Consider the following 18,185-nt stretch of genomic DNA (forward strand, 5'->3'; position numbering starts at 1 on the left):
AAGTATGTAATGTGATATAGGTTTTGTTTATAGATAATAAAAAATGGTTTTCGAGTTCACTATTCTAAGATCAAGGGAGGTGTTCACCTAAAATCTTGTGTTATAATGTTTGACAACAATTTTTGACTTATTCTAAAAAACCTTTTCTATTTTTGCCCAAATTTAAATTAAAGAGAAAATGAAAAAATTAGTTTTGGCGCTGGTGTTTATCGGAACAATATCTTGCCAACAAGAAAAGATAGCTTTCGTTGATAATGTAAAGTTGATGGATACTTATCAAGAGAAAATTGATATTGAAGCTAAATTTAAAACGAGAACTGAAACTTTTGGTAAAAAGAGGGATAGCATTTCCCAAGCTTTTCAAGTGGAGGCCCAAGCATTCCAGGCTAAGGCTCAAAAAATGGCACAAGCCAAGGCGCAAGAAGAGTATGGTCAGTTGCAACAACGTAGTCAGTTTATAGGTCAACAGTTGCAACAGGAAGAGCAGCAATTGCAGATGCAGGGTCAAACGGAGATGGATAGCTTGGTATCTAGGGTAAAAAAGGAAATCAAAGCTTATGGGGAATCAAATGGCTATTCCTTTATTCTGACCGGAGGAGACGGGGGTAGTGTTCTTTACGGTAAAGAGGCACATAACGTTACCGACGCCATCGTTAAAATATTGAACGATAACTACAAGAAGTAATATATCATTCAATTGTCCTTAAGGACTATATTTCATAAAAAACCCTTCGGAATTAATTCCGAAGGGTTTTTTATTCCAGCTAGAATGTGCTTAGTACCTAATTATTTTTGTTTCCTAAGGCCTAATAAGCCATTTCTACAATTTTAGCTACATCGGAGGGGGACAGAGCTTTATGCTCACCTAGGCCCAACCAACCTCTATCTGTAAATCTATTTGAAATGACTTTTGCGCTTCCATCAAATTCCTTCGTATAATCGGAAAGCTTGGTTTTTATTCCCAATTCATGAAAAAAGGACTCCGTTTTTTCAATACCCAAATTGGCTTTTTCCTCCAAAGTTCCTTCTGTGATATTCCAAACTCGCTCTGCATATTGGGCCAATTTTTCCTTTTTACCGTCAAAATTATAGCGATAATGACTTGGGGCAATCACGGCCAAAGTTCTGGCATGATCTATACCGTAGAGCGCCGTTAATTCATGCCCAATGGCATGCACTGCCCAGTCGGTAGGTACACCCAAGGGCAATAGACCGTTAAGGGCCATGGTGCAGCTCCACATGAAATTGGATGCCGCTGTATAATCCTTGGGATTTTTAATTATAATGGGTGCCACCTCTATCAAGGTCTGTAAAACACTCTCTGCCATGCGATCTTGAAGCGAGGCTCCTATGGGATAGGTCATATATTGCTCCAGTACATGGGTAAAGGCATCTGCTATTCCATTTGCTAATTGGCGCTCTGGAATTGAGGCTATTACTTGTGGATCTAGAATGGAAAATACAGGGAACAATCCAGGTCCGCCCATGGCCAACTTTTCCTTGGTTTCTGCCCTGGTAATCACCGCTCCTGAATTCATTTCAGAACCGGTTGCAGGTAAGGTCAGGACAGTTCCAAAAGGTAGACCTTCCAATGTTGGTGTTTTTTGTGTTAATAGATCCCAAGGAGTGTCACCTTTATAAAGTGCAGCTGCGGATAAAAATTTGGTGCCATCTATAACAGAACCGCCACCTACCGCAAGCATAAAAGTAATATTCTCGGATTTTATTAACTGCAGGGCACGCAATAGAGTTTCATATTCCGGATTTGCGGGAATACCCCCAAATTCGATCACCTCAAAATTTTGCAATGTTTTTTTTACCTGGTCGTAAACACCATTTTTTTTAATGCTTCCTCCCCCATATAGCATTAATATTTTGGCATTGGTGGGAATCTCTTCGGTCAAATTTTCTATTTGTCCTTTTCCGAACAAGATTTTAGTCGGATTTTTATATTTGAAATTATTCATATTGATAGCGTATAATGTTTAACATTTATTTAAATAGAATGCAAAGATACAAGAAAATGAATGTTCATTCACTTTTTGATTGACTTTAACAAAACTATAAGATTAAGGACTTTAGGTTCTTTACAAAAACGGAATGTTGAATTTCATTTTCCAAAAATTGCTTAAGATGATCAAGGTTTATGGGTAAAGAATCCATTTGTTCAATAATTGCAAAATAGGTAAGTCCAGGCCTATATTTTTCAATTGATTAAGCCATAAATATCAATTGGAACCGCCTTAGGAAACCCTCCTTTGGTGTTTGGTGCCCCATTAATTTTAATTTTCTTTAAACTGAGGAGTCGGTCATCAACAATTCAACCATTATCAGCCGACCTTTTTCTGTCCTTAACCGATTTATTAAGGCTTTTGTGTAAGTGGGAAGTACCGTTGATAAATTCAATGGAAAATTGAAAGTTCATTTGGCTATTGAGTTTGTCAAATCTATAGTAAGTATGCTTTTGGAAATATTATCATCTGAATTGAAATATGTGTGGGTTTAAATAATCGATTCAATATTGTTCAGGTTTTATTTGTTGATGTACTAAGGTGATATTATAATTTGATGTTTTTTAATGGCCTGTATTGAATGAGTAGACCGTTGAGTTGTTCTTAAATATAATTATAGGGTAGGTTTTTAGCATAAAAAGCTTGCTAATTGAAGTAATTATCTGACAATTTGGTTTGCGCTATGAAATTTATGTTAAATTTTGTCGTATTACCTGATATTTCGGTAGGTTCATCGTATTTTCGCGTCCAATCCCCCTTAACATTTTTTTAAGAGCAATGTTGAAGCGAGTTTTTTGCTTTGATTTGGCTTTCAGGTACTTACTGAAGCGTTTACGTTTTAGTAGGATTTTTTAACAAATTATTCAATATTAACCCCACAAACATTTATGAATTATGAAAACAAAAATTACTCTATTTTTATTAATTAACATTATTTTTTTCTATCAGGCCTACGCCCAGTGTACAGGTGTCGATTTTGAAGAAAGAAATGGGATTGCCATTTTGGAAATGGAATCAAAATTGGCGGGTAGCTGGCAAAAGGAATCGGTTACTGGTGCTTCAGCTGGTTCAGCATTGACCTATAGGGGTGGGAATGCCTTTCATACACCAGGGGGATCTTTAATTACCTATGCGATTAAAATTAATTCCCCAGGATCATATAGGTTTATTTGGAGAAGTAAGATAAGCATCATTGCAAGCCAAAACCCTTCTAGCGAACACAATGATTCCTGGTTGAAGATTAATGGATCCGATTTTTATGGTAAGAAGGGATCACATAGGGTGTATCCCGGAGGTTCAGGTAAATCTCCTGTAGCCAATGGTTCCACTTCCGGAGGCTATTTAAAAGTTTACACCAATACCGTAAACTGGAGTTGGGTTACTCGAACCAGTGATGGAGATTATCATGAGATTTATGCGGATTTTAACCAAGCAGGTATTTATACTATTCAAGTATCCGGAAGATCTTCCGGACATACCATTGATAGAATGGTTCTGTACAAAGAGAGTAGCTATTCTGCATCCAGTGCCCAAAACTTATCCACTGCTCAGACGAATTGTAGTGGAGGTTCTACCCCTCCAACAACTCCTACCCCCCCAACACCTCCAGCTAATAATGTTCCCCCAACCGTTAGTTTTTCCAATATTACCAATGGTCAGAACTTTGCTATTGGCAGTTCGGTAACCGTTGGGTTATCTGCAAATGATTCTGATGGAAGTATTTCCAAGTATCAAATTTTTGTGAATAACACCCTAGTAGATACGGATGGGGCAAGTTACTCGCCCTATTTGCTTAGCCAGTTAACAGCAGGAAGCTATGCCGTAAAAGCCACGGTTACAGATAACAGTGGTGCAAGTACTTCGGCAACGGTTAACTTCACCGTAGGTGGTAGCACAACACCTCCTCCAGTTCCTACCCCGCCTACAGGCAATAATCCGCCAACTGTTAATTTTACCAATTTCAGTAACGGACAGAATTTTTCAGTTGGAGGAACTTTGGCCATAGGACTAAATGCAAATGATACAGATGGCAGTATATCCAAACATGAAATTTTTGTGAACAATGTATTGGTAGATACAGACGGAACATCTTACACGCCTCATCCGCTTGCCTTGACAAGTTCAGGAAGTTATTCAATAAAGGCTACTGTTACAGATAACAGTGGCACTAGTACTTCTACAACAGCAAACATTACTGTTGGAAGTGGTTCACCTACCCCTCCGACCCCACCAACTGGAGGTAGTAATAATCCAATAGTTAACTTTTCCAACTTAAGCAATGGTCAACAAGTAGCAATAGGAAGCACCGTTTCTGTTGGAGTAAATGCTAGCGATACGGATGGAAGTATTGTTAAATATCAAATTTATGTAGATGGTATATTGGTAGATACGGATGGGTCCAATTATACACCGCATCCAATTGTTGGTATTTCAGCCGGTAATCATGAGATAAAAGTAATTGTAACAGATAATTCTGGAGCTACAGCTTCGAGTACAATAGTTATAGTAGCGGGTTCAGGGACACCAACAACACCCACCAATCCAACACCCACACCTTCTGCTATAAGCTTTAATTTAATCAATGCCTCCTCTAATGCAAGTATTGGTCCGCTTTCCAACGGTACCTCCCTGAGCTCAAATGATGCCCAAGGGGTTAATGTTAGGGCTAATGCACCAACAAATACTCAAAGTGTTGTCTTTACCCTTTCGGGTGCATTGTCTAGAAGCTGGACAGAATCTGCCGCGCCTTATGCTTTATTTGGTGATACAAATGGCGATTACGTTTCTGCTAACCTGCCCAACGGATCCTATAGTTTGAAAGCTGTTGCATATTCGGGCAGTAATGGCTCTGGAAGTATTATTGCCAATACAACAATTAATTTTTCAATAGCTGCTAGCTCTGGGCTTACAGCTAAAACTATTGCCTATCCTAACCCTGTTAAAAGTGATGGCAGAATTAGTCTTAAATTACCTGCAGGTACTTCAGGAGAATATACCTATTATGTGACCAATGCGATTGGTATTCAATTGGAACAGGGAGAGTTTACAACATCGCAATCACAAACCGATGTTGACTTGCAACTTTCCAATTTGGGAAGACAAATACCAGGAGTTTATTACTTGACACTTGTTTCTTCAGTTTCAAAACAGACTATTCCCATAGTACGGGAGTAAAAAATAGACATAAGTTAACTTATAAAATCAGCTTCAATTTGAAGCTGATTTTTTTTTTGATTTCAGTACTTCTGTATTGCAATATGCAGAGTCCCTTCCTCAGGATAACCAACCAATTAGTTTAATTTGCAATAAACAGATATTGTTATGGCCAATTCTTGTAATGAAATGGTTCGGCAATCGACCAAGCAATTCTAGGATTTTATTGTATGTTTATGAAATAACAAGAGCAATGCCCGAAACCTTAAAAATATTTACAACTGCAATTTTGGTGTTTGCCAATTCTTCCGAGGAGGAATTGAAACATAAGGCCATCCCCAAGGGTAGTGTATTATTTCAAGGGTTAACGGAACATGCAATAAGTACTGCAAAAAAAACAGGACTTCCTTATTTTCTTCTAACCGAAAAGGAGCAATACGGAAACTCTTTTGGAGAGAGGTTTGTAAATGCCATCAAATCCATTTTCGATAAGGGATTTGATAATGTCATTACCATAGGCAACGATACCCCCCAATTAAAGGTTTCCGATATCGTGAAAGCTTCGGGAAACCTGAGTGCAAATAAGTTTGTTTTGGGACCATCAAGTGACGGGGGATTTTATTTAATGGGACTACATAAATCTCAGTTTGATACCAAGGCTTTTGTTGAATTGCCTTGGAAAACCAATACACTTGCCAAAAAAATAACAACGGTAATTGAATCTTCCAACGTACGTGTAATTCAACTTCGAGTCTTGTTGGACTTGGATACTAATGCAGATTTAAAGAGGATTCTAAAAGGACTAAATAATAGTAGAGGAAAGATCTTTCAAATAATCCTTTCATTAGTTACATCGACCCAAAAAATTATTCTTCAGGCTTATATTCCATTAAGCTTTAGACTTAACAGCACTTATTTTAATAAGGGCTCCCCTTTCCACTTCATTAACTAGTATTGGTTAAGGAAATCAATTTCCAAATCACTTTCGACCTTATCGTTCATAATTTATATAACGGGACTCTACATTTGTATTGTTACTTACTATTGCAATATAATATTGCTGTAATAGAAGTGGGCCTAAAACGTTTTTAATCACTAACAACGGAAATCCTAACAACGAGTGGTTTCCAAAAAAATAACTATAATAAAAAATATATAATGGCAGATTCTTATTATGACCCGGCAGATTTACGCAAGTTTGGAAATATAACCGAATGGAGCGAGGAACTTGGGACCAAATTCTTCGATTACTACGGAAAAGTATTTGAGGAAGGAGCCCTTAGTGCTAGGGAAAAATCTCTAATCGCTTTGGCAGTGGCCCATGTGGTAAAGTGTCCCTATTGCATTGATGCCTATACCAAAGACGGTTTGCAAAAAGGAATAACCAAGGAGGAGATGATGGAAGCGGTACACGCAGGTGCGGCTATAGAAAGTGGCGCTACATTAGTACATGGAGTTCAAATGATGAATAAATACAATAAGCTATCCATGTAATTTAAGTGGCATTGCTACTAATCTCTTAAGTTTTTTTCTAGCGAGAATTTTGCAGGCTTTTGGGCTAAAATGCCACAAGTTTTGTAATCTTTTGAGGTGATGCCCTATTAACAAATGAATACTCAGTAAAAATGGCAACAAAATCTTTAAAGGCAAGGCACAATGCCCTTGTCACAGATAATAAACAATTGGAAATCCTTGAAGGCGGTATTTTCGAAAATGGGGAATTGCCCTTTTTTAAGGATAAAATTGCACAAATAGGGCAGTTTCCATTGCGCCCAAAAAAATTGGAAATCCTTCAGATCAATGTTGGTTATATGTGCAACCAGGTTTGTGAACACTGTCATGTGGATGCAGGTCCTGATAGAAAGGAAATAATGACCAGGGAAACCATGGAGCAATGTTTGGAGGTTATTCGCAATACAGGTGCCCATACCTTGGATCTAACAGGTGGTGCCCCGGAAATGAATCCAAACTTTAGGTGGTTTGTGGAAGAGGCCGCCAAAGCGGGGATAAAGGATTTTATTGTACGCTCCAATCTTACCATAATTAGGGCGAACAAGAAATATTATGACCTTCCCCAATTTTTTAAGAAACACAATATCCACGTGATTTCCTCTATGCCACATTACACTCGTGGAAAGACAGACAAACAGCGGGGAGAAGGAGTGTTCGACAAGTCGATCAAAGCACTTCAGGAATTGAATGCGGTAGGATATGGTATGCCGGATAGTTCGTTGAGATTGGATCTCGTCTATAATCCGTCCGGTGCTTTTTTACCTGGAGATCAGGTAGCTATGGAGCGCGACTTTAAAAAGGCGCTTATCGAGGATTTTGAAATTCAGTTCCATAATCTCTTTGCCATTACAAATCTACCTATAGCTCGTTTTTTGGATTATTTGATCGCTTCTGGGAATTATGAAGATTATATGTATTCCCTAGTAGACGCCTATAATCCTTCGGCCGTTGCCAATGTAATGTGCACCAATACCATTTCAGTGAGTTGGGATGGATGGTTGTACGATTGCGACTTCAATCAGATGTTAGGCCTTAAAGTGGCTAGCAAAATTAAACACATTAAGGACTATAACGAAGAGGTTCTTACAGATAGGAACATCATAGTTTCGCAGCACTGTTTTGGGTGTACGGCAGGGGCGGGGAGTAGTTGTCAAGGGTCTGTTACTTAGAATCCATCCCATTTTTATGCTTAAAAGTCAATTTATAAATTAAATATAAATGGACCATTCGGTTTGTACAGGTTAAAGATTGTCCTTAAGATTGCTTTTTTTGTGTATTTTATCGATTTAAAGTTATTTTCAGCTTTATTTTTTAAATAAAAGTCCATAATTAGAGTTAGGGTAACAGACTTATAGGTCTGTTTATAGAAAACCAAATCTTATGGACAAACAATTGAAACGCATGGCTACCATGCAACGCATACAAACTACCGGCTTGGAAATTTTTTACCAAAAGGGCTATCATAATACCAGTATTGACGATATTTTAAAGGAACTCTCCCTCTCTAAAGGTGCGTTTTACTACCATTTTCAATCCAAGGAAGAATTTTTCATTAGTATTGTGCAAAACCTATTATTTAGAAAGGTTTATAGCAGTCTGATAGAACCCATTGAAGGTCAGGAAGATCCCTTGAATAAGATTGTAGCCTGTTTTGATGATGCATTGGAAACTGCAGAGCATAACTTTCTGGATTACGGATTTGTTTTGAGTAATTTTATTACCGAATTTAACGGGAAGAACCCTGATATAATGAATTACCTTCAGGACATTTTGAAAGTGTGGGAAGTTAATTTGGTAACTGCCCTTCAAAAGGGAAAAACGGATGGATATGTAGACCGGCATATAGATAGTGAAGCCGTGGCTACTTACCTAATTTCGTCCTATATCGGGATAAGGACCTTAATGGTTGAAGGTAATAGTAAAATGTTGCGATATAAGTATATTCAACAGCTTCGTCAATACTTTAAATTAATAGAGTACAAAGAGCCGGCATAGTTTGTTGTTTTCAGAAGCGACTAGATCCCGCTGCTCAAAATCACCCGACTAATTATCGTGATAATTGACCATTTATAATTTCCTCAATTTTGGAAAGAACATCCTCCGGTACAATGGTGCGCATTACATTTTCATACCCAGGGGGGTATTTGTTTCCATAGACCGAGGTGGGGATCAATGGAAATTGCTCCCTATCCGCCAACAATGCATTTTGTGGATCTTGTTTAAATGGATAGAATCCCGCATACGGATGGGTAACACCCCATAAAGTTAGGGTAGGGACTCCAAATAATGCTGCTAAATGGGCATTGCCACTATCCATGGCCAACATTAGATTTAACTGTGAGATTAATGCCAACTCCTCCTTGAAGGTCAATTTACCCACCAGATTGATACTATTCTCGTAAATACTATCCCATTTATCCAATATGATTTTTTCCCTTTCCCCTCCACCAAATAACAAAATTTTGTAGCCACCGGTTTCGTTAAGGATATGAACTACCTTTTCCATCAAATCCAAAGGATACATTTTGCCGTCAAAGGCTGCAAAAGGAGCAATGCCTAGCCATTTTCGTTCTTTGCCCTTCACCAATTCCATTGTGGAAGGGGCTATGGCCCTTTTAGGCAGTGGACTTGCATTTTCCAAATCTATGGGCATGCCCAGTTTCCCAAAAACATCTGCATAGCGTTGGTGGGTAGTTTTTAAGGGTTCAAAAACCTTATGGGACAAGGAGGTCAATGCTTTCTTTTCTGCTCTGCCCTTATCCATTTGGACAAACGGAATAGATCCCAGCCTAAAATACTGTCTAAGGATGTTGCTGCGCAGCACATTGTGCAGATCGGCAACCATATCTGTGTTTAGACATTTAAGTTCCTTATAGAGCTTCCAAAGACCAAATATGCCTTTGTGCTTGCTTTTTACATCCGCTTCATATACGGTTACATTTTTGACTTCAGAAAAAAGAGGGCTAAAAAACGCTCTGGTAAGCACGGTAACTTTAACGTTGGGATATTGTTTCAACAAGGCCGATATTACAGGAACGGTCATGGCTACGTCTCCCATGGCTGACAATCGAATTACCAGAATATGTATTCCTTCCCCATCCGAAAAGGCGGGTTTTCCTATACTATTTTTAGAGGTCTCCGTAGAGGTAATTGGAATTTCGGGCGCTATTTCCATTTATATATTCGATGATCCCTTAAAAAAGGGATGGCAAATTTTGGCGTTAGGGGGTTTTTCGGAGAACAGGATTTAGTTCATTATCATTGTACATTTTCATCTGCTTGTACACTTTCATGTATTTTTTGCCAGATTCAATATCCGCTAATAATTGATCTATAGCAGAGCAAAGGTCTTTCTTTTGTTCCAAAAGGACATTCAGTTTATTTTGGCATTTTTGGACATGATCTTGGGTGGCATCCGTTCTATTAACTTCTTCCTGCATATGATATATTTTCAGGGCCAAAATGGAAAGTCGGTCTATGGCCCAAGCGGGACTTTCCGTATTTATTGTGGCATTTTTATCTTTTTCTACCGATTGGTATTTATTTAGGAAGTAACTATCAATAAATTCTACCAGGTCCGTCCTATCCTGATTACTGGCATCAATCTGCCTTTTTAATTTTAACGCGGCCACCGGTTCAATATTGGGGTCACGTATAATGTCTTCATAATGCCATTGCACAGTATCTATCCAATTTTTACGGTATAGGAGATGGGATATATCGTCCTTTGGGTAGGGGTTGTGGAACTCTTGGGATACATCATCTTTTTGATGATATTTTTCGATGCTTTCTTCAAATATTCTAAAGGCAAAATCGCTGAACATAATGACAATATTTTACGGCAAAGATACCGTTTATTTAAAAAACGGATTTTATTTATTAAGGGCTATTTCTTGCTATTCCTTTTACCTATTTATTTTTGTTAAGGAAGATACTTTATTGGGTACTAATTACAGATTGGCAAAAGACCTCTGCCAAGTGTTATTTTACTCCATTAGGGCATTGGTCAGGAATACTATAAAGGGAACTATAACGGATGCCATTAACACAATTTCACGGACACTATCCTTTTTTATAGACTGGACATAAGTGGTTATAAAAACCACTGCGGGGAAAAAAGTAATTAAAATAGGGTGGGTGTCTGGGGCGGATTTCAAAACTTTCACCAGCAAGCCAATAAAAAATAAAAGGACTATAAGGCGCATTGTCACTATTTTCCCTACTCCTACACTACCCAGTTTTAAAAAAGCTAAGAAACCGCAAAGCAAAACTATGGATACATAAAGAAATAAAAGAGTACTATTACTCCAGTCATAGAAATAAACGGCATTGAACTGAAAATCGAAATAATAATGATTCCATAAAAAATCCATATTGTTGCTCAAAGCCAGAACTGCCAACATAATTAGAACCATAGCAATTATTGCAGCGAATGGGACCAACCAATTTTTAATATTTTTTGGTTCATAAAAGTATATGGCAACAATGACGACCACGAGATACAATAGAGCCCAGTCATAGAATAAACTAGCTATCATTATCCAAAAAGTGGCATCGAAAATTTTTAATTTAATGTTTTTGAGACTACGGAAACTCAGGATTCTACGGATGGAGAGCAATAAAAAAAAACTACAGAGAATGGCATTGGGGTCTATAAGCACTTCCGGGAAAAGTACAATTAACAGGGTGTAAAATAGGATCGCCAAGGAATTTCCTCCAGTGATCTTATTTCTTAAGGCAATAAAATTGACTACAAAAATACTGAACGATAAGAACCCCAGAATCGCTGTTTGACCCAATAATTGTTCTGGTGAATAGGATTTTTGGAATATAAAAAAATGGACAAACCAGTAGAAAAAAAATAGGAATACCAGAAGTATTATATAATTTATTGGTTTTGTTCTTCCAAAAATGCTTGAAATCATCCTAGGTTTTTATATTTTTGCATGGTAAATATAATTAAGATGGATTCATTTTTTTACGGTATCGAGGATTTATTTGTAAATGTGCTTTTTGCTCCGTTCGACGCTTTGCGAGCTATGGAGAATTGGTGGGGGGCAAATACACTAAATTGGATTTTTATGCTTATCGGCGCTGCCGCCTTCGTTTATTGGATGTTGGAGTTGAAAAAATACAATGATAGCGGCGAAGAAAATAAGGACGCAACCGCACACTCCTACCTTTAATCCTTTTTCGGATTTCTGTTTGGAATAAGGCTTCTTTTTTGAAGCTGTGGTTTTACCTAAGCTTTATTTAAGGATTATAATAACTATAAAAAAGGGATAGCATTTGCTATCCCTTTTTTGTGTTTTTGTCCTAAGACCAGATATTTTTATAAAATTTATTACTAAAGATCGAATCCCAAGTCTTTCCGATAGTACATTTTGTTGAAATGTAGCTTCTCCATGTTTTTATAGGATTTCTTCAGTGCTTCCTTGTAATTTGAACCATAGGCGGTAACCGCCAAAACCCTACCCCCATTGGTCAAAACCTTACCTTCTTTTAATTCGGTTCCGGCATGGAATACCACGGCATCTTCTATATTGTCAAAACCTGTTATTTCCATTCCCTTCCCATAAGCTTCCGGATAACCCCCGGATACCGCCATTACTGTAGTAGCGGCGCGCTCATCTATTTCCAGGGCGATGCTATCCAAGCTTTGGTTTGCAACGGCTTCAAAAACTTCGACCAAATCATTTTTTATTCTTGGTATTACCACTTCAGTTTCAGGATCGCCCATTCGCACGTTGTATTCAATTACTTTTGGTTTGTCCCCTACTTTTATCAAACCAATGAACACAAATCCCTTATAAGGCAGATTATCCAATTTAAAGCCCTCTACGGTTGGTTTTACGATTCGCTCAAGTACTTTATCCATGAAAACCTTATCTGCGAAAGGAACTGGGGAAATGGCCCCCATACCACCTGTATTCAATCCAGTATCGCCTTCTCCAATTCTTTTATAATCTTTTGCGGTAGGCAGGACCTTAAATCCTTTTCCATCAGTCAGCACAAAACAACTTAGTTCAATGCCGTCCAAAAACTCCTCGATGACCACAGTGGTGCTTGCAGCACCAAATTTGGAGTCGATCAACATGGTTTTCAGTTCATCCTTGGCTTCCTGTAGGTCATTTAAAATCAATACTCCTTTCCCTGCAGCAAGTCCGTCTGCTTTTAAAACATACGGTGGTTTAAGGGTTTCCAAAAAAGCGTATCCTTTTTTCAAGGTTGCGGCGGTGAAACTTTCGTAGGCCGCGGTAGGGATGTTATGGCGCATCATAAACTCCTTGGCAAACTGCTTGCTTCCTTCCAGGGTAGCTGCTGCTTTTTGTGGACCTATGACAGGGATATTTTGTAAGTCGGTATCGTTGAGGAAAAAATCGTGCACCCCGTTCACTAAGGGATCCTCGGGGCCTACTATGACCATTTCGATATTTTCCGAAAGCACACATTTCTTAATGGCCTCAAAATCGTTCACCCCAATGGGGACATTTTTAGCAATGGCGGCGGTTCCTGCATTTCCGGGAGCCACATAAAGATTTTTAAGTTTCGGACTTTGTTTTAGCTTCCAAGCTAAGGTATGTTCGCGCCCTCCGGCACCAAGGATCAGGATGTTCATTCTTGAAAAATTTCCCCAAAAATACGGTTTGAAATGGATATAGGGTATACTTCTATTAAAATATATGGCACTATCAGTAATATAAAGGCCTAAAAAAACCCACCTAAAAGGGTGGGCTTGTTCTATTTTTTATTACGATCCGAGAAATCACGATGTTCAGTTTTTCTGAGTTCTTCAGCAGTGAGTGTCTTAAAGAAATCCCATGTTTTCTTCATGCCTTCCTTTCTACTAACTTTAGGCTCCCATCCTAAAATTTCTTTTGCTTTTGAAATATCGGGTTGACGCTGCATTGGGTCATCCTGAGGTAAAGGCTTGTATATTATTTTTTGGTCCGTTCCAGTTAAATTGATGATTTCTTCCGCAAACTCCTTGATGGTAATTTCATGTGGATTGCCAATGTTCACTGGAAGTGAATAGTCGCTCATCAATAGTCTATAAATACCTTCAATTTCATCATCGACAAAACAGAAAGAACGGGTTTGGGAACCATCCCCAAATACCGTTAAATCTTCACCACGTAGAGCCTGTCCCATGAAAGCGGGAATAACCCTACCGTCATTCAATCTCATTCTAGGTCCATAGGTGTTGAAAATCCTAACAATTCGGGTTTCTACACCATGAAATCTATGGTATGCCATGGTTATGGATTCTTGAAATCGTTTGGCTTCGTCATAAACTCCACGAGGTCCGATGGTATTTACATTACCATAGTACTCTTCTGTCTGGGGATGAACCAAGGGATCACCGTATATTTCAGAGGTAGAGGCAATAAGAATCCTAGCCTGTTTTTCCTTGGCCAATCCCAATAAATTGTGGGTTCCTAAGGCTCCTACCTTAAGGGTTTGAATAGGGATTTTTAAATAGTCGATTGGACTTGCTGGGGAGGCAAAATGCAAAATGTAATCCAACTCTCCCGGTATATGGACGAATTTCGTAACATCATGATGTTGAAATTCGAATTGCTCTAAAGGGAATAGATGTTCAATATTCTTTAGGTCGCCAGTGATCAGGTTATCCATGCCAATAACATGGAAACCTTCTTTAATCATCCTGTCGCAAAGGTGTGATCCTAGAAATCCGGCAGCGCCCGTTATAAGTACTTTTTTCATCTAACAGTTATTTTATGGTAAGATTGACAACAGACAAATTTAGAGGAATAAGGCAATGTTAAAAATAATTATGGTTTAATAACCAAAATATTGGGGTAAAGTGTGGTAATACCATTAAAGCATTACAGATACGACCAATTAACTTAACCACACAAGATTAATTTTACAGTATTGTTTTATTTCTCAATATGCCTTTTTCTCTCCAGAAATTGCATTCAGGACAGTTTGCACAATTATTTTGAGATCCATGAATAAGGACCAGTTTTCGATATAGAAAATATCAAATTTGGTACGGTTCAAAATATCAATATCCGTTTCGATTTCTCCCCTGTATCCACGAACCTGAGCCAAACCGGTGATTCCAGGTTTAACGAAGTGCCGTAGCATATATTTATCTACTTTATTGGCGAATTCATTGGTGTGCTTAACCATATGGGGTCTAGGACCAACCACCGACATATTACCAAATAGTACATTGTAGAACTGTGGAAGTTCATCTATACTTGTTCTGCGGATAAATTTGCCCACTTTAGTAGTTCGCATATCATTTTTAACGGCCATTAGACTATCGGCGTGTTCATTGGGTGCCATGGAGCGAAATTTATAGCAATAGAATTCCTTGTTGTCTATACCGTTTCTTTTTTGTCTAAAATATATTGGCCCTTTGGTTTCCAATCTAATGATTAGCGCTATAATAGGGGCTAACCACGAAAGAATACCAACAACTACTATTAATGAAAATACAATATCGAAACCTCTTTTAAGGGCAGAATTTAAGGGATTATGAAGGGGAATGTCCCGTAACGATAGGATTGGTATATAATCGTAGTATTCAAAGGTGAGTTTTTTGGAGAAAATGTTCTTATTGTCCGGTATAAATTTCAGGGTTTTTAAATTATTATCGGCAAAGTTGATGAATTCGGTTATCTGATTGTTCTTTAGTTCTGAAACTGAGCAATAAATTTCGTCGATATTATTCTCCACTATATAAACGAAAGTCTTATAGATATCAAAACTGGGATCTGAAGGGCAGAACTGTTTCATAAAATGATACCCGTACTCCCGACGATCTTTAAAAACGTCGATTAATTGATCGGTTTTTTTGTTCTTTCCAATGACCACCACATTTCTCATGTTCCCTTTTATCCTTTCCCGGTATTTCATTAAAAGGACATAGTTTAGGAACTTAATGGTAAATATGGCCAGCCCAACAAAAACAAAATATTCCCCTAGAGCCAATCGGCTCATATTGGGTTGCTTAAAGAAGCCAATAAAGGCATATAATATTAGAAAGAAAAAGACGAATTGGTTGAACAAAAGTTTTAGAAGGTATGATACTTTAGTGTATCTATAAACCACGTAAAAGTTATTTTTAAAAGACAGTATAATCCAAGCCAAGGTCAGATAGCTGTGAAATAGAATGGGATACTCAAAGTTTATCGGCAGAATGTACGCAAAGACATTAATTACCAATAAATCCACCCCATACGATATGGGGGTAATGAGGCTGGAATAACGGTGTCTTTTGGAAAACATTAATTTTAAGCCGTACGATTAAGTTATCAACTATGGACAAAGATAAATTTAAATATGAGAATAGTTAAGCTAATAATGCCCTATGTAAGCTTTTTCACCTATTCCGGTACTATTAATTGCAAAATCAATCATTTTTGGAACTAGGAATAAAATAGTCTCAATATTGAAAATAAGACACCTTTAATGGGTTTTGGTCAAAAAAACAGTGAAGATTTAAGTTCAGGATGGAAGTATTTTTAATTTTAGAGGTTCTATTTGGATAAATCTAACTAATTTGATATGCTGAACCTATTTCAAGTTTTTCCAATTCGCCACTAAATATTATTCTTCATTATACATGTTCGCTAAAGTGCTTTGCAAGGTATATTCCTCCGTGAAATTTCCTATATGCGCAAATAATTTTTGAGGGTTTCCTTTTAAAATATCAATTTCATTTTTTCTTACAAATTTAGGGTTGACGTTGACCTTAATGGCATAATCTGCCAATTGATTCATCACGCTAAGTATATAGTTGATATTTATGGCATTTCCCGAACAAACATTAAAAATGTCAGATTTAAATCTAGAAAAAAGTAATTCGTTGTAGCATCTTACAACGTAGTGAACATCATTGAACTCCCTATAAACGTCAATATTTCCTAATTCTATTTCTTTTTTGTTTTCTTTATAGTGGGAAACAATTTTTGGAATTAAAAAGTGGTTTTCCTGGCCAGTTCCTGTATAGTTAAATGGCCTTGCGATAATAATATTTAACTGATCATAATATCCTTTTACCATATTTTCCATTACAAGTTTACTATTGCCGTAATGATTAACTGGTTCCGGACACAGTTCTTCGCCCAGTTCACCTTCAATATTTCCATAAACAGCTGCACTACTAGCGATCAAAATCTTCGTGGGCAAATAGTCCAACTTTGTAAGTGCATTTAAAAGACTTAAAGTACCGAAAATATTGACGTTATAAATATTCTTTTGGTCTTTGGCGGCCACAAACGAAATTGCTGCCAAATGAATTATATATTCGGGCTTTAACTTATTAAGTATCTTAAATAATTCCTCCTCTTCTAATATATCACATTTAAAATGATTTGATGAAGATGGTTCAGTAAAGGTAGTTCCATAAACACCAAATCCACGTTTAGAATAGTACTCTTCTAGGTGTTTACCAGTAAAACCTGTTATGCCAGTAATGAAAATAATCTTTTTAGAATGTACCTCCATTTTCATTTCTTTCCAAGTCCTTTTTAACCATCATATTACACAATTCCTTAAGTGTGGTTTTCGGTTTCCAATTTAATTTTTCATTGGCTTTGGAGGCATCACCAATTAATAGATCCACCTCAGCTGGACGGTAAAATTGAGGATTTACTTTGATTAAAGTTTTACCGGATCTACTGTCCTTTCCAATTTCCTTATCCTCTTTTCCTTCCCAAACAAGATCTATATCAATGGCATTAAATGCCAAAGAAACAAAGTCGCGAACAGTTTGCGTCTGGTTTGTGGCTAGAACAAAGGTCCCTGGTTCATCTATTTGCAGCATTTTGTACATTCCTTCTACATATTCCTTGGCATATCCCCAATCTCTTTTGGCGTCCATGTTTCCTAATTCCAAAACATCTTGCTTACCAAGATGTATTTTGGCTACGGCATCTGTAATTTTTCGGGTAACAAATTCTTTTCCCCTAAGCGGAGACTCATGATTGAATAAGATACCACTTGTAGCAAATAAATTGTATGATTCTTGGTAATTTAAGGTAGCCCAATGAGCAAATACTTTTGCAACCCCATATGGACTTCTTGGATGAAATGGGGTTTCTTCATTTTGCGGAATGGCATGAACTTTTCCGAACATCTCAGATGTGGATGCCTGATAAAATCGGATTTTTGGATTAATGGTCCTAATGGCCTCCAATAGATTCATAGCGCCAATTCCCGTTATTTGCGCAGTTGCAATGGGCTGCGTAAAAGATACACCAACGAAACTTTGAGCCGCTAAATTGTATATTTCATCTGGTTCTACTTCGGAAATAATTCTATAGGCACTAGAAAGGTCAATTAAATCATATTCCAAGAGAATTAAATTGGGATGGTTTTCGATTCCCAATTCCTCTATGCGCCAAAAGTTGGTAGAACTAGTTCGTCTATAGGTTCCATAAACCTTATAACCCTTTTGTAATAAAAGTTCGGCCAAATATGCTGCATCTTGACCGGTAATACCTGTGATAATTGCTTTTTTCATGTTAG

Annotated in this window: 16 protein-coding genes; 7 read left to right on the top strand and 9 right to left on the bottom strand. The window is 37.6% G+C overall.

Annotated elements, in window-relative coordinates; translation table 11 throughout:
• The first annotated feature begins 178 nt into the window (after window positions 1-178).
• Window positions 179-685 carry an OmpH family outer membrane protein gene (locus KO529_RS08805; protein WP_215947546.1) on the top strand — a complete coding sequence of 169 codons (507 nt, stop codon included), beginning with the start codon at window positions 179-181 and terminating at the stop codon, window positions 683-685.
• A 121-nt stretch (window positions 686-806) separates the two neighbouring features.
• Here the strand turns inward: KO529_RS08805 and KO529_RS08810 are convergent, their stop codons facing one another.
• A complete protein-coding gene (locus KO529_RS08810) occupies window positions 807-1,967 on the bottom strand; it encodes an iron-containing alcohol dehydrogenase (protein ID WP_215947547.1) in 1,161 nt (386 codons plus the stop codon).
• A gap of 939 nt (window positions 1,968-2,906) precedes the next feature.
• On the opposite strand from KO529_RS08810, the gene KO529_RS08815 reads away from it, so the two are divergent.
• The 5 genes from KO529_RS08815 to KO529_RS08835 all read left to right on the top strand — a co-directional run bounded on the left by KO529_RS08815 (window position 2,907) and on the right by KO529_RS08835 (window position 8,672).
• Entirely contained in the window at window positions 2,907-5,186 is a 2,280-nt protein-coding gene (locus KO529_RS08815) for an Ig-like domain-containing protein (protein ID WP_215947548.1), read from the top strand.
• 232 nt (window positions 5,187-5,418) lie between these two features.
• Window positions 5,419-6,117 carry a TIGR04282 family arsenosugar biosynthesis glycosyltransferase gene (locus KO529_RS08820; protein WP_215947549.1) on the top strand — a complete coding sequence of 233 codons (699 nt, stop codon included), beginning with the start codon at window positions 5,419-5,421 and terminating at the stop codon, window positions 6,115-6,117.
• Window positions 6,118-6,323: 206 nt separating this feature from the next.
• On the top strand, window positions 6,324-6,659 hold the full coding sequence (locus KO529_RS08825; protein ID WP_072860116.1) for an arsenosugar biosynthesis-associated peroxidase-like protein: 336 nt from the start codon (window positions 6,324-6,326) through the stop codon (window positions 6,657-6,659).
• A gap of 131 nt (window positions 6,660-6,790) precedes the next feature.
• Window positions 6,791-7,846, top strand: a complete 1,056-nt coding sequence (gene arsS / locus KO529_RS08830; RefSeq protein ID WP_215947550.1) for an arsenosugar biosynthesis radical SAM (seleno)protein ArsS — start codon at window positions 6,791-6,793, stop codon at window positions 7,844-7,846.
• A 211-nt stretch (window positions 7,847-8,057) separates the two neighbouring features.
• Window positions 8,058-8,672 (top strand): TetR/AcrR family transcriptional regulator, encoded by a 615-nt coding sequence (locus tag KO529_RS08835; RefSeq protein WP_215947551.1) that lies wholly within the window; start codon window positions 8,058-8,060, stop codon window positions 8,670-8,672.
• 52 nt (window positions 8,673-8,724) lie between these two features.
• Here KO529_RS08835 and KO529_RS08840 read toward each other — a convergent pair whose 3' ends face one another.
• The 3 genes from KO529_RS08840 to KO529_RS08850 all read right to left on the bottom strand — a co-directional run bounded on the left by KO529_RS08840 (window position 8,725) and on the right by KO529_RS08850 (window position 11,602).
• Entirely contained in the window at window positions 8,725-9,852 is a 1,128-nt protein-coding gene (locus KO529_RS08840) for a glycosyltransferase family 9 protein (protein ID WP_354667772.1), read from the bottom strand.
• A 46-nt stretch (window positions 9,853-9,898) separates the two neighbouring features.
• A complete protein-coding gene (locus KO529_RS08845; RefSeq protein ID WP_215947552.1) occupies window positions 9,899-10,501 on the bottom strand; it encodes a DUF4254 domain-containing protein in 603 nt (200 codons plus the stop codon).
• A 162-nt stretch (window positions 10,502-10,663) separates the two neighbouring features.
• Complete coding sequence (locus KO529_RS08850) at window positions 10,664-11,602, bottom strand: hypothetical protein (protein WP_215947553.1); 939 nt, start codon at window positions 11,600-11,602, stop codon at window positions 10,664-10,666.
• A gap of 39 nt (window positions 11,603-11,641) precedes the next feature.
• Between KO529_RS08850 and KO529_RS08855 the strand changes: the two genes are divergently transcribed.
• Window positions 11,642-11,863: a DUF6341 family protein gene (locus tag KO529_RS08855; RefSeq protein WP_215947554.1), complete on the top strand. Its 222-nt coding sequence runs from the start codon at window positions 11,642-11,644 to the stop codon at window positions 11,861-11,863.
• Window positions 11,864-12,024: 161 nt separating this feature from the next.
• On the opposite strand, the gene purD is transcribed toward KO529_RS08855, so the two are convergent.
• The 5 genes from purD to gmd all read right to left on the bottom strand — a co-directional run bounded on the left by purD (window position 12,025) and on the right by gmd (window position 18,180).
• The gene (purD, locus tag KO529_RS08860; protein ID WP_215947555.1) at window positions 12,025-13,296 is read right to left on the bottom strand and encodes a phosphoribosylamine--glycine ligase; all 1,272 of its coding nucleotides are present in this window, start codon (window positions 13,294-13,296) and stop codon (window positions 12,025-12,027) included.
• Between the two features lie 122 nt (window positions 13,297-13,418).
• Window positions 13,419-14,405: a UDP-glucuronic acid decarboxylase family protein gene (locus tag KO529_RS08865; RefSeq protein WP_215947556.1), complete on the bottom strand. Its 987-nt coding sequence runs from the start codon at window positions 14,403-14,405 to the stop codon at window positions 13,419-13,421.
• Between the two features lie 183 nt (window positions 14,406-14,588).
• Window positions 14,589-15,941 (bottom strand): exopolysaccharide biosynthesis polyprenyl glycosylphosphotransferase, encoded by a 1,353-nt coding sequence (locus KO529_RS08870; protein ID WP_215947557.1) that lies wholly within the window; start codon window positions 15,939-15,941, stop codon window positions 14,589-14,591.
• 321 nt (window positions 15,942-16,262) lie between these two features.
• The gene (locus KO529_RS08875) at window positions 16,263-17,168 is read right to left on the bottom strand and encodes a GDP-mannose 4,6-dehydratase (RefSeq protein WP_252734356.1); all 906 of its coding nucleotides are present in this window, start codon (window positions 17,166-17,168) and stop codon (window positions 16,263-16,265) included.
• Window positions 17,146-18,180, bottom strand: coding sequence for a GDP-mannose 4,6-dehydratase (gmd, locus tag KO529_RS08880; RefSeq protein ID WP_215947558.1), 1,035 nt, complete (start codon window positions 18,178-18,180; stop codon window positions 17,146-17,148). Before gmd ends, KO529_RS08875 begins: the two co-directional genes overlap by 23 nt.
• Window positions 18,181-18,185 lie beyond the last annotated feature (5 nt).

Source organism: Arenibacter algicola (assembly GCF_018860365.1).
Taxonomy (GTDB): Bacteria; Bacteroidota; Bacteroidia; order Flavobacteriales; family Flavobacteriaceae; genus Arenibacter; species Arenibacter algicola_B.